Raw genomic sequence first — 12,652 nt, 5'->3', positions numbered from 1 at the left:
TCATTGGCTATGCACGCATCCTATGGCGCGGTAAGCTGTACGCCAATTCGCCACAAAATCACACAAGCTGTGCAAAAAAGCACAATCGCCTGGGACGACCTGCTCACCTTGTCCACGCTGATGCGCGTGGGCAGCTATTCGGCCTGTGCCCGGGAACTCGATATCACCCATGCCACGGCGATCCGACGCATCCGCCGGCTCGAATCGGCGCTTGGCAAACCCGTTGCCACACGCACGGACGGCAGCTTCGTGCTGACCGACGCAGGCCGCAATGCCCTGACGGCGGCGCGCCAGATGGAGCAATCGGCTGACCGGCTGTTGCGTGAGATCGAAGGCGCCGGCTCGGGGGTTTCGGGTGTGGTGCGGGTGGCGGCCACCGCTTCGCTGGGCAGCCACTTCCTTACGCCTCAGTTACCCACCTTCTACGCACGCAACCCCGATGTGGAATTGCGGCTCGAAGTGGACAACCGCATCACCAGCCTGGCGCGGCGCCGCGCACATATCGCCGTGCGCCTGGCGCGTCCGCAGGAAGATTCGCTGGTGGCACAGCGCGTCGGCACCATCCAGTTCGGACTCTACGCATCCACATCGATGCTGGCCGAGGAGGCCGACTCCCGCGATACGCCGATGTGCGGGCTACTCGACGAAGGATTCTCGCTGCCGGAAGTGGAATGGCCGCGGGCGCAGGAGCGACGCTTCTCGTTCCAATCCAACAGCCTGCTGGCCGTGCGCGAGGCCGTGTGTGCCGGCCTGGGCGTCGCACTGCTGCCGCATTACCTCGGCGCTGGCGAACCGGGCCTTGCCCTGGTGCGCGATGTGCCGGAGGTCATCCGCGAAATCTGGCTCGCCTACCCCGCCGAGTTCCGAGGCGCATCACGATTCCGGCCGGTCATCGACTGGCTGGCTGAAGCCCTGGCAACCTGCCCTTGAGGCGCACCGCGCATGCTCGGTGTCGCATCGCTACCACGACGCGCCGCATACACCACTCCGTGTGGGGTGGCACACGTGTTTCCACCTCACCACAGCCAAAAAAAAGCAACGCTTCTGCTACGCTTTGAACCGGCTGTCATTGATGCATCGCACTAATGCATCGCCTAGATGGGCAGGGTCGCAGAACTGAAAGCCCAGGCAGTCGTAGAAACGGGTCAGTGCGCAGAACAAAAAGAGATTCATGCGGCACTCTTTGAAGTACCGGATGGCCATCGCGGCAGCGACGGTTGTCACGCTGGTGTTTGTCGTGCGAGTGGGTTTTTCCCAGCTCTACGCATACACGCGCCTGAAGGAGGTCATTCAGGCTCAGCAGGACACACTGGTCAAGCTGGTTGCGGACCAACTCGATGAGAAGCTCGAATCGCGCGCCGTGGTGCTTCGCCGGCTCGCACGCACGCTGGCGCCTGTTCTGGATCGACCCACCGCTCAACTGCGGCAGCTCGCCACCGACACCGTGGACATGCCGGAGCACTTCAACGCCACGTTCCTGGCCTGGCCAGATGGCACGCTCGCATTCAGCACTGCCGTGCCTGATGGCGTGAAGATGACAGTCGGCGATCGCGATTACTTCAAGGCCATCGTCAACGGCGCAGACTTCGCTGTTTCCGATCTGCTGCAAGGCAAGCACTCCAGCGCCCCAGGCGTCATCCTCGCCGTGCCGATGCGCGACGCGCATGGCCAACTGCGCGGTGTGGTTGGTGGCGTGCTGAACCTTTCGGCGGACAACTTCCTGCGGGAACTGGCCCAGCACCGCGTGGGCGTCACGGGCTTCTACTGCCTGGTGTCGGCCGGACCGAATCCGCGTTACGCGATGCACCCCGACACTTCAAAGGTTCTCACCCCGGCATTGCCGGTTGGTGAAGCCTGCGGCGCCGATGTCCCCGAGTCCGATTGGGAATCGGTAGCACCCTTAGAACCGGTTGTAGCGCGCTATCTGCTGGAATCGAATGGATGGGAAGTCATTTCCGTCCTGCCCGCCGCTGAAGCGTATGCGCCATTGGTGGAGGTCCGCCACCGGGCGGTCATCCTGGGCATCGTGACGCTCCTGGCCGCCGCGGCGCTGATGTGGGCCGTGATCCGGCACCTGCTGGCTCCGCTGGAACATCTGCATCGCACAGTACGGCGGCTCTGCGAACAACCTGCTGCCGTGGCGGAACTGCCCGTGCGCCGCGACGACGAGATTGGCGAGCTGGCCGGCGCGTTCTCGGAAGTCATGACCCAGCTGACCGAGCGGGAGGCCGCCTTGAAGGCCGCCAATGAAAGTGCCGCCGCCAGCGAAAAACGCCTTGAGGCCATCGCCAACCACGTGCCGGATCTGGTCGCATTCGTCGACGCCGGTGAACGCTTCGTCTTCGTCAACCGGGCCTATGCCCGTCATTTCGGGCTGCCGGCCGAACAGATCACCGGGCTGACGCTGCGCGAACTGTGGGGTACGCCGGAGTACGTCGCCAACAAGCCATATCTGGAACGCGCCTGCGGCGGCGAGTCCGTGACGTACACGCGCGAGAATGCCGAAAGCGTGGCCTGGGAGATGACATTCCAACCCGCCTGGAACGAGACCAAGGACACTGTCACCGGGCTGCACATGTTCGCGCGCAACATCACCGGCGAACGCCAGAAGCTGCGCAGCCTCGAAGCCCAGACCCTGTCCGATCACCTGACCGGCCTGCTCAACCGCAAGGGCTTCGACCGCCGTTTGCAGGAGACGATGGCGCGTGCCGACGCCGGCAACTATCGCGCTGCCCTGCTGCTGGTGGATCTGGACGACTTCAAGGCGGTCAACGACACCTACGGACACCCGGTCGGCGATCAGCTCCTGATTGCTTTCGCCGAGCGCCTGCGCGCCTGCGTGCGCAATGGCGATGCCGTGGCACGGATAGGCGGAGACGAATTCGCAATCGTCCTCGACAACGTGGGCAATCCCAACACCGTCGAGCGCATCGCCCATACGGTGGTCCACGCGGCCCTGAGGCCGTTCGACATTGATGGCCATCGACTCGTATCGACGGCCAGCGTAGGCAGCGCAATGCATCGGCCAGACCAGGGCACGTCGGTCAGCGAACTGTTCATGCGCGCGGATATGGCGCTCTACGATGCCAAGCGGCATGGCAAGGCCTGCTACGCGTCGACGGGCGCCCACCGAGCCGTCGACACGGCAACGAATGCCTGACGACAGGTGCCGACCCAGAGCGGGAATACTTCATCGTCCCCGACATCGTCCGACGCTTCCTCATAGGGGCTGACGCCGGGAATCGGGGGCACGATGTCCAGCAGGCCGGCCCGCCGCATCGCCGTGGCCACCAGCGGGTCTTCGAGCATATAGACGCCGATCGTCGATTTCCACACCAGACGCCTGCTCGCCAGCACCGCAAGCGCCTGTTCCACGCCATCCACATCGACCTGGCCATTCCATGCAGGATCAATGCGGCGAACCACGTCCGCGTAGACGGTCATGGTCGCCGGATCGAATCCGGCCCGCGTCTTGTCAGTGGTCGCCATGACCCGGACAACCGCCGACGCCATCGCAGGCAGTCGCCCAATGACTTCGAGTATGTCCTTGTGAATCTCAGTGGATTGCCTGTCGATCGCCCGGCGGAGAATCCTGGTCGCATCGCCATACTGAAAGCCGCCGGTCGAAATTACCTCTAGCGTGGCGTCCGTTAGAACTTGCGGACGATATCCCGCGCTCCGGAACAGGGACGCCAGAGCATCGGGGCCAAGCGATGCCGGTAGTCCGTGATGGCGGTGAAACCAGTCCAGAAATTCGCCATCGAGCGGTGGCAGCGATATCCGCTTCGAACAGAAAAACACTTTGCTTCTGCCCAGCAGCGTCATCAGCTTGGCCCGGTGCGAACCGGTTGCCATGATCCGCATCCCATAGTGGGAAATATTCAGCGAATCGCGCGCCGCCTTGAGGACGGTCAGCAGACTGGTGCCGCGCGGCGTCGTCAGACATTGCTGCGCTTCGTCCAGAATCAGGACGATGGGTCGCCGCGTCATATCAGACAGCGCCTCCAGTGCCTCGGAGAGCCACATCCCATCGGACCTGGGGCGCGACACCAGAAACGACACGCCACCAAAGCCGATGCGTTCAAGACCCACCCGCCTTGCCAGCCGCGCCAGCACACCTTCATGCGCCTTGAGCGCTTCGAGTACCGCCTTGGCAACCAGGTCCGCCGGATCCGCATCGGAATGCTTCGCCAGATCGGCGACGATGACGACGGCTCCGCGATGCCTCAGCGCGGCCGCCAGGTCATTGTTGAGGAACACCGACTTGCCTGTGCCGCGCGGCGCCGTCAGCATCACGCCCGAGCGCGCCGTTCGTTCACCGTCGGCGTCCACAAGAAGCGTTGCGAGTTCGCAAGCCAATGCACGACGCCTGAAGAAGAATGGATTCATTGAGAGGCTCCAGTTACCGGCAAGATGTTGCTGCCGATTCTATGTAGCCCACGCTCGGAGTCCACCCCTCGTCGCCGACTGCAACAGCAATAGTCAGATCCTTTACACATCCACAAAAAAATGAAGCGGTGACGCAACACGCGCCACCGCTTCGGCCTGCAAGCTGAATACCCCGTTCAGCGAAGGATTAGCGTACTCGCCCTTCCTTCCACGCTTGCAGCAGTTTGTCGTAGGAAATGGTCTCGCCCTTCGGCTTTTCGTTTTCGAGCTTCTTCCAAGGCGCGTGTTCCGACGACAGCCACTTCGACGGATCGCTCTTCGGGTTCAGCTTCGGCGCGCACTGGGCCATGCCCGCGCGCTGCAGCCGGCCCATCACCTGATCCATTTCCTCGGCCAGGTTGTCCATCGCGGCCTGCGGCGTCTTCTCACCCGTCACGGCCGTGGCCACGTTCTTCCACCAGAGCTGTGCGAGCTTCGGATAGTCGGGCACGTTGTTGCCGGTCGGCGTCCAGGCCACGCGGGCCGGGCTGCGGTAGAACTCCACCAGGCCGCCGTACTTGGCCGCATTCTTGGTCAGGTACTCGTGATTGATATCGCTGTCGCGGATGAAGGTCAGGCCGGTCAGCGACTTCTTCAGCGACACGGTCTTCGACGTCACGAACTGAGCGTAGAGCCACGCCGCGGCCAGGCGATTCGGATCCGTGTTCTTGAAGAACGTCCACGAACCCACGTCCTGGTAGCCGTTCTGCATGCCCTGCTTCCAGTACGGGCCGTAGGGCGACGGTGCCATGCGCCACTTCGGCGAGCCATCGGCGTTCACCACGGGCAGGCCCTTCTTGGTCATGTCGGCCGTGAACGCCGTGTACCAGAAGATCTGCTGCGCGACCTGGCCTTGCGCGGGCACCGGGCCGGCTTCCGAGAACGTCATGCCCATTGCCTGCGGCGGCGCGTACTTCTTCATCCAGTCGATGTACTTGGTCAGCGCATAGACCGCGGCCGGGCTGTTGGTTGCGCCGCCCCGCGACACGGAGGCCCCCACCGGCGTGCATTTGTCGTCGGCCACGCGGATGCCCCACTCGTCCACCGGCATGCCGTTGGGCAGACCCTTGTCAGCCGAGCCGGCCATCGACAGCCAGGCATCGGTGAAGCGCCAGCCCAGCGACGGGTCCTTCTTGCCGTAGTCCATGTGGCCAAAGACCTTCTTGCCATCGAGCTCCTTCACGTCGTTGGTGAAGAAGTTGGCGATGTCCTCGTAGGCGGACCAATTGGTCGGCACGCCCAGGTCATAACCGTACTTGGCCTTGAACTTGTCCTGCAGGTCCTTGCGCGCGAACCAGTCGGCACGGAACCAGTACAGGTTGGCGAACTGCTGGTCGGGCAGCTGATACAGCTTGCCGTCCGGCGCCGTGGTGAACTTCGTGCCGATGAAGTCCTTGACGTCGATGCCCGGGTTCGTGAATTCCTTGCCCGCGCCGCTCATATAGTCGGACAGCGGCAGGATGGCGCCATAGCGGTAGTGCGTGCCGATCAGATCGGAGTCCGAGATCCACCCATCGTAGATCGACTTGCCCGACTGCATCGACGTCTGCAGCTTCTCCACGACGTCGCCTTCCTGGATCAGGTCATGGCTGACCTTGATACCGGTGATTTCCTCGAAGGCCTTGGCCAGCGTCTTCGATTCGTATTCGTGTGTGGTGATCGTCTCGGACACCACGCTGATCTGCGTCACACCCTTGGCCTTGAGCTTCGCCGCCGCGTCGATGAACCACTTCATCTCGGCCTGCTGCTTGTCCTTGGCCAGCGACGACGGCTGGAATTCGCTGTCGATCCACTTCTTCGCCGCGGCCTCGTCGGCCCACGCGGCATGCCCGCATGTCAACGCGGCCGCAAAGGCCAGGGCCGACATCCCCAACTTCACGCGCTCTTTCATTCGTGTCTCCTCAGGTACCCTTCCCCGGCTCTGTACCTGGGTTGCGGCCCCGGGGAAGGGACAAAGATCTCGCAGCCCATGAACAGCAAAACCTCTCGTCTCGTCGCCTTTGCCTGGCGCAGGCTATCCCTTGCGCATGATGATCAGCAGCACCACGGCGGATATCACCGCGCTGATCCAGACCGAAGGCTCCACCTCAAGCTGGAACCAGCTCTGCATCTTCTCGCCCAGGCCCACCCATGCCAGGTTGATCCAGGCCGCGCACATCAGGCCGATGAACAGGCGGTCACCGCGCGTGGTGGCGATGGGCAGAAAGCCCTTGCGCTCGACGGTTGGCGAGCGCACTTCCCAGAACGTCATACCGATCAGCATCAGCACCACCAGGGAGAAGAACACGGCCACCGGCGTGGTCCATACCATCCAGCTCAGCATCGTCTTCTCCTTACACGCGGCCCATCGCGAAGCCCTTCGCGATGTAGTGCCGGACAAACCAGATCACGATCGCGCCGGGCACGATGGTCAGCACACCGGCCGCTGCCAGCACACCCCAGTCCATGCCCGATGCCGACACCGTGCGCGTCATCGTCGCCACGATCGGCTTGGCATTGACCGACGTCAGCGTGCGCGCCAGCAGCAGTTCCACCCAGCTGAACATGAAGCAGAAGAACGCCGCCACCCCCACGCCGGCCTTGATCAGCGGCAGGAAGATCGTCAGGAAGAAACGCGGGAACGAATAGCCGTCCACGTACGCGGTTTCGTCGATCTCGCGCGGCACGCCCGACATGAAGCCTTCCAGAATCCACACTGCCAGCGGCACGTTGAACACCAGATGGGCCAGCGCCACGCCCAGGTGCGTGTCCATCAGCCCCATCGTCGTGTAGAGCTGAAAGAACGGCAGCAGGAACACCGCCGGCGGCGTCATCCGATTGGTCAGCAGCCAGAAGAACACGTGCTTGTCGCCGATGAACTGGTAGCGCGAGAACGCATAGGCCGCCGGCAGCGCCACGGAGATCGAAATCACCGTGTTCAACGCGACGTAGATCAGCGAGTTGATATAGCCCGAGTACCACGACGAATCGGTAAAGATCGTCACGTAGTGCTCCAACGTGAACGACGCCGGCCAGAGCGACAGCGATGAGACGATCTCCTCGTTGGTCTTGAACGACATGTTCACCATCCAGTAGATCGGCACGATGGCGAACAGCAGGTACAGCGTCAGGAACATCGGACGCCACCAGCCGGGGCGCTGGCCGGGAAGGTTGCGCTCAGCCATTGGGAATCTCCTCGGTACCGGCGGTGCCGGCGCGCTGCATCCAGTTATAGAGCACGAAACAGGTCAGCAGGATGATCAGGAAGTAGACGATCGAGAACGCCGCGGCCGGCCCCAGGTCGAACTGGCCCACTGCCTTCTGCGTCAGATACTGCGACAGGAACGTGGTGGCGTTGCCCGGCCCACCACCGGTCAGTACGAACGGCTCGGTGTAGATCATGAAGCTGTCCATGAAGCGCAGCAGCACGGCAATCATCAGCACGCCGCGCAGCTTGGGCAGCTGGATGAAGCGGAACACCGCAAGGCGCGACGCACCATCGATCTGCGCGGCCTGGTAGTAGGCATCGGGAATCGCGCGCAGGCCCGCATAGCACAGCAGGGCCACCAGCGGCGTCCAGTGCCAGACATCCATCACCAGCACGGTCACCCACGCATCCACGGCGCTGCCCGTGTAGTTATAGTCGAAGCCCATCCCATCGAGTGCCGCGCCAAGCAGGCCGATATCGGTACGGCCAAAGATTTGCCAGATCGTGCCGACCACGTTCCACGGAATCAGCAGCGACAACGCGATGATGACCAGCGCCGCGGACGCCTTCCACCCCTTGGCAGGCATGGCCAGCGCCAGCAGGATGCCCAGCGGAATCTCCACGCACAGCACGGCCAGTGAGAAGCCGAGCTGACGCAGCAGCGCGTCGTGCAGTTCGCCATCGCGCAGCACGGTGGCAAACCATTCGGTGCCGACGAACACGCGGCGCTCCGGCGAAATAATGTCCTGCACCGAGTAATTGACGATGGTCATCAGCGGCAGGATGGCCGAGAACGCCACGCAGATCACCACGGGCAAGACCAGCAGCCAGGCCTTCTGGTTGACGGGCTTCATGAAACCAGTTCCTCGTTGATGTAGAAGCAGGTATGCCGGTTGAATACCGACAACCAGGCGGTATCGCCGGGGCGCAGCGATGCGGCCTCGGTGCCCAGGCGGGCGCGGATGGTCGCGGCCTCGCCGTGGTTCACGGTCGATGTCATGAGCCAGTAGGTGCCGATATCCTGGGCGCGCTCCACGCGCACCGGCATGGCCTGCGGGTCATCGGCAGGCGTCAGGTGCAGGTATTCGGGCCGCACGCCGACCTTGAAACTGCCGGCGGTCTGCAGCGCGGCTTGCGTCTGCGACGGCAGCTCGGGCGTGTAGCGGCGTCCGGCCACTTCGATTGCCCCGTCGCGCCACTGGCCCGGCAGGAAGTTCATGCCCGGCGAACCGATGAAATGGCCCACGAACGTATGCGCGGGCCGCTCGAACAGCGCGTCGGCCGATCCTACCTGCACGGCCTTGCCACGAGACATCACCACCACCTGGTCGGCAAAGGTCAAGGCTTCGGTCTGGTCATGCGTCACGTAGATCAGCGTGAGCCGGAATTCGTGATGGATTTCCTTGAGCTTGCGCCGCAGTTGCCATTTGAGGTGCGGGTCGATCACGGTCAGCGGCTCGTCGAACAGGATGGCCGACACGTCCTGCCGCACCAGCCCGCGTCCGAGCGAGATCTTCTGCTTGGCATCGGCAGCCAGCCCGCTTGCGCGCCGGTCGAGCGAGGCCGACAGGTCCAGCATTTCAGCCACTTTGCCGACGCGCTCCTTGACCTGCGCGGCCGGCACGCCGCGGTTGCGCAGCGGAAAGGCCAGGTTTTCTCCCACGGTCATCGTGTCGTAGATCACCGGAAACTGGAACACCTGGGCAATGTTGCGCGCCTGCGGCGAGGCGTCGGTGACGTCCTTGCCGTCAAAGCGGATCGTGCCCTGCGACGGGCGCAGCAGCCCCGAGATGCAGTTCAGCAGCGTGGTCTTGCCGCAGCCGGACGGCCCCAGCAACGCATAGGCCCCGCCGTCCTCGAATGTGAAATTGAGCGGCAGCAGCGCGTAGTCCTCATCCTTCTGCGGATCGGCGACATAGGAATGGGCGAGGTCGAGATCGATACGTGCCATGTCAGGCTCCCGACTCGGTGATCGGCGCGCTGACCACATCGGCCAGAGCGCCAGGACGGCGCGGCGCGTGGATGCGATCGCCGGCAGCATTGAACAGATAAAGCTGGCCTGGCTCGATATGGAGCGACAACGGCGCGCCGAGCTGCAGATCGAGCACGCCGGCGAACTGCGCGACGAGGTTGCCGGCGGCCGTATCGATATGCACGAACGTGTCCGAACCCGACAGTTCGGCCAGCGCGACCTTGCCCGGCACCTCCACGGCGCCCGGCACGGCCTGCAGGCGCAGCGCGCCGGCGCGTACGCCAACGGTCACCGGGCCGCCCGGTGCGTTCACGTCGGGCAACGGAATCACGATCTGGCCCGGCAACGTCACGCGGCCGCCATCGAGCACGCCTTCCACGAGGTTCATCGGCGGATCGCTGAACGCGCGTGCCACCCGCAGCGACGTGGGATAGTGAAAGACTTCGGGCGTCGGGCCGTACTGCAGCAATTCGCCGGCGTCGAGCACGGCGGTATGGCCGCCCAGCAACAGCGCTTCGGCCGGCTCCGTGGTGGCGTAGATCACCGTGGCATCGCCCTGCGCAAACAGATGCGTCAGCTCTTCGCGGAGTTCCTCGCGCAGCTTGTAGTCCAGGTTGACCAGCGGCTCGTCCAGCAGCATCAACGGCGCATTCTTGGCCAGCGCGCGCGCCAGTGCCACCCGTTGCTGCTGGCCGCCGGACAGCTCCGACGGAAACCGTTCCAGCAGATGCTCGATATGGAGACGCCCCGCCAGACTGCGCACGCGCGCGGCGATGTCGTCGCGGCTGTCACGCCGCAGCCGCAGCGGCGACGCGATGTTGTCGAAGACGGTCAGCGACGGATAGTTGATGAACTGCTGGTACACCATCGACACGTTGCGCTCGCGCACCGGCACGCCGGTCACGTCCACGCCGTCGACCAGCACGCGGCCGGTGGTGGGCCTGTCGAGTCCGGCCATGACCCGCATCAGCGATGTCTTGCCGGCCTGGGTAGCCCCCAGCAGGATGGTGACGGCGCCAGGCACCGGGGCCAGCGACATCGGGTAAAGATAGGCTTGCGACCCCACTTGCTGCGCAATGCCTTCCAGGCTCAGCTGCATCCAGTCTCCAATGTTCCTGTGCTTGCTTAGCCACTCCGAAAACCGCGGCCAAGGCGCACTTTTCCAGTCATCGTGTGCGTTTTAGCGCAAAAACGAACATAAAACAATACTGCGGTGCGTCATTTGTTTTCGTTTCTGTTTGAACTAGAATGCCGGACATGACGCTTAATCCCCGCCAGACCGCCCTGCTCGAGGAAGTCCGCACCCAGGGCTTTGCCTCCATCGACGAACTCGCGCGCAAGTTCGGCGTGACCTTGCAAACCGTCCGGCGCGACGTAAACCTGCTGGCTGAGAACGGCATGCTGGCCCGGTTTCACGGCGGCGTGCGTATGGAAGGGTCGACAACCGAGAACATTGCCTACCGGCAGCGGCAGGTACTCAATGCGGAAGGCAAGGCGCGCATTGCGCGTGCGGTGGCTGCGGCGGTGCCTGAAGGTTGCTCGCTGATCCTGAACATCGGCACGACGGTGGAAGAGGTGGCGCGCGCGCTGATTCATCACCGCGGGCTGCGCGTGATCACCAACAACCTGCACGTGGCCAATATCCTGGCGGACAACCCGGACTGCGAAGTGATCGTGGCCGGCGGCGTACTAAGGTCGCGCGATCGCGGCATCATCGGCGAGGCCACGGTGGAATTCATCCGCCAGTTCAAGGTGGATATCGGCCTGATCGGCATCTCGGGCATCGAGACCGACGGCACCTTGCGCGATTACGATTTTCGGGAAGTGAAGGTCGCGCGCACGATCATGGAACACTCGCGCGAGATATGGCTGGCTGCGGATGCCAGCAAGTTCAATCGCCGCGCGATGGTGGAACTGGCGCCGTTGACGAGCATCGACCGGTTGTTCACGGACGAGCCGCTACACACGCCGTTCGACACGATGCTGGCGGAAAGCGGAGTGAAATGTGTGGTCGCGGATCAGGAATGAACGCCGCTCGCGCATCCGGCTCCCTTATCCCGCTTGTGGGAGAAGGGTTGGGGGAAAGGGCCGGCCGTTGATCCGGCAACCACGCGGCCTGATGCCGCAGCCCTCTTCCCAGCCCATCTCCCGTGCTCGGGAGATGGGAGAAAACCTTCGGCGAATCGAAGGCTTACTTGAACACCACGGTCTTGTGACCGTTCAGCAGAATACGATGCTCGGCGTGCCACTTGACCGCACGGGCCAGCGCCACGCACTCGACATCGCGGCCCACGGCGGTGAGCTGCTCGGGGTCCATGCTGTGGTCCACGCGCTCGATTTCCTGCTCGATGATCGGGCCTTCGTCCAGATCGGCCGTCACGTAGTGCGCGGTTGCGCCGATCAGCTTCACGCCACGGTCATGCGCCTGGTAGTACGGCTTGGCGCCCTTGAAGCTGGGCAGGAACGAATGGTGGATATTGATCGCACGGCCTTCCAGCTTGCGGCACAGGTCGTCGGACAGCACCTGCATGTAGCGCGCCAGCACCACCAGATCGATGTTCTGATCGCGTACCACCTCAAAGACCCGCGCTTCCTGCACGGACTTCTGCTCGCCCGATGCATTCATCAGCGGCAGGTGGAAGAACGGCACGTCGTACGACGCGGCCAGCTGGTAGAAGTCGCGGTGGTTCGACACGATCGCGGCGATCTCCACGGGCAGGCCACCGGCCTTGGCGCGGAACAGCAGGTCGTTCAGGCAATGGCCGATCTTCGACACCATGATCATCACGCGCGGCTTCACAGCGGCGTCGAACATGTTCCACTGCATGCCGAACTGGTCGCCCACCGGCGTGAACGCTTCACGCAGTTCGGCCAGACCGGGGCCGCCCGTGGCGGTGCTGAAATGCACCCGCATGAAGAAGCGACCGGTGAATGCATCGCCGTACTGGTCGGAATCCACGATATTGCAGCCGTGCTGGAACAGCAGGCCGGAAACAGCGTGCACGATGCCCGGTTGATCCGGGCAGGAAAGCGTCAGGATAAATCCAGTGGAGCTCATCTTGGGC

General features: G+C 63.5%; 11 protein-coding genes. 3 read left to right on the top strand and 8 right to left on the bottom strand.

Annotated elements, in window-relative coordinates:
* The first annotated feature begins 69 nt into the window (after positions 1-69).
* Both AC3FLX_RS15550 and AC3FLX_RS15545 read left to right on the top strand, forming a co-directional pair.
* A complete protein-coding gene (locus AC3FLX_RS15550; protein WP_488697941.1) occupies positions 70-930 on the top strand; it encodes a LysR family transcriptional regulator in 861 nt (286 codons plus the stop codon).
* 241 nt (positions 931-1,171) lie between these two features.
* Entirely contained in the window at positions 1,172-3,160 is a 1,989-nt protein-coding gene (locus AC3FLX_RS15545; protein WP_488697940.1) for a diguanylate cyclase domain-containing protein, read from the top strand.
* On the opposite strand, the gene AC3FLX_RS15540 is transcribed toward AC3FLX_RS15545, so the two are convergent.
* The 7 genes from AC3FLX_RS15540 to AC3FLX_RS15510 all read right to left on the bottom strand — a co-directional run bounded on the left by AC3FLX_RS15540 (position 3,109) and on the right by AC3FLX_RS15510 (position 10,686).
* Positions 3,109-4,293 carry an AAA family ATPase gene (locus AC3FLX_RS15540; protein ID WP_488697938.1) on the bottom strand — a complete coding sequence of 395 codons (1,185 nt, stop codon included), beginning with the start codon at positions 4,291-4,293 and terminating at the stop codon, positions 3,109-3,111. The two genes, AC3FLX_RS15545 and AC3FLX_RS15540, sit on opposite strands and share 52 nt — an antisense overlap.
* Before the next feature lie 283 nt (positions 4,294-4,576).
* Complete coding sequence (locus AC3FLX_RS15535) at positions 4,577-6,307, bottom strand: ABC transporter substrate-binding protein (protein WP_488698364.1); 1,731 nt, start codon at positions 6,305-6,307, stop codon at positions 4,577-4,579.
* A 135-nt stretch (positions 6,308-6,442) separates the two neighbouring features.
* On the bottom strand, positions 6,443-6,751 hold the full coding sequence (locus AC3FLX_RS15530) for a DUF2160 domain-containing protein (RefSeq protein ID WP_488697936.1): 309 nt from the start codon (positions 6,749-6,751) through the stop codon (positions 6,443-6,445).
* A gap of 10 nt (positions 6,752-6,761) precedes the next feature.
* Complete coding sequence (locus tag AC3FLX_RS15525) at positions 6,762-7,592, bottom strand: carbohydrate ABC transporter permease (RefSeq protein WP_488697934.1); 831 nt, start codon at positions 7,590-7,592, stop codon at positions 6,762-6,764.
* Complete coding sequence (locus AC3FLX_RS15520) at positions 7,585-8,469, bottom strand: carbohydrate ABC transporter permease (protein WP_488697932.1); 885 nt, start codon at positions 8,467-8,469, stop codon at positions 7,585-7,587. The genes AC3FLX_RS15525 and AC3FLX_RS15520 overlap by 8 nt, the downstream gene beginning before the upstream one ends.
* Positions 8,466-9,566, bottom strand: coding sequence for an ABC transporter ATP-binding protein (locus AC3FLX_RS15515; RefSeq protein ID WP_488697930.1), 1,101 nt, complete (start codon positions 9,564-9,566; stop codon positions 8,466-8,468). The genes AC3FLX_RS15520 and AC3FLX_RS15515 overlap by 4 nt, the downstream gene beginning before the upstream one ends.
* Before the next feature lies 1 nt (position 9,567).
* Positions 9,568-10,686 carry an ABC transporter ATP-binding protein gene (locus AC3FLX_RS15510; protein WP_488697928.1) on the bottom strand — a complete coding sequence of 373 codons (1,119 nt, stop codon included), beginning with the start codon at positions 10,684-10,686 and terminating at the stop codon, positions 9,568-9,570.
* 158 nt (positions 10,687-10,844) lie between these two features.
* Here AC3FLX_RS15510 and AC3FLX_RS15505 point away from each other — a divergent pair, with 158 nt between their 5' ends.
* The gene (locus AC3FLX_RS15505; protein WP_488697926.1) at positions 10,845-11,615 is read left to right on the top strand and encodes a DeoR/GlpR family DNA-binding transcription regulator; all 771 of its coding nucleotides are present in this window, start codon (positions 10,845-10,847) and stop codon (positions 11,613-11,615) included.
* A 163-nt stretch (positions 11,616-11,778) separates the two neighbouring features.
* Here the strand turns inward: AC3FLX_RS15505 and purU are convergent, their stop codons facing one another.
* Entirely contained in the window at positions 11,779-12,645 is an 867-nt protein-coding gene (gene purU, locus AC3FLX_RS15500; protein ID WP_488697924.1) for a formyltetrahydrofolate deformylase, read from the bottom strand.
* Positions 12,646-12,652: the final 7 nt, after the last annotated feature.

The organism is Cupriavidus sp. 291-E7 (assembly GCF_057798835.1).
Note: the sequence above shows the minus strand (reverse complement) of the source record. Positions and strands in the feature narration are given on the sequence as shown.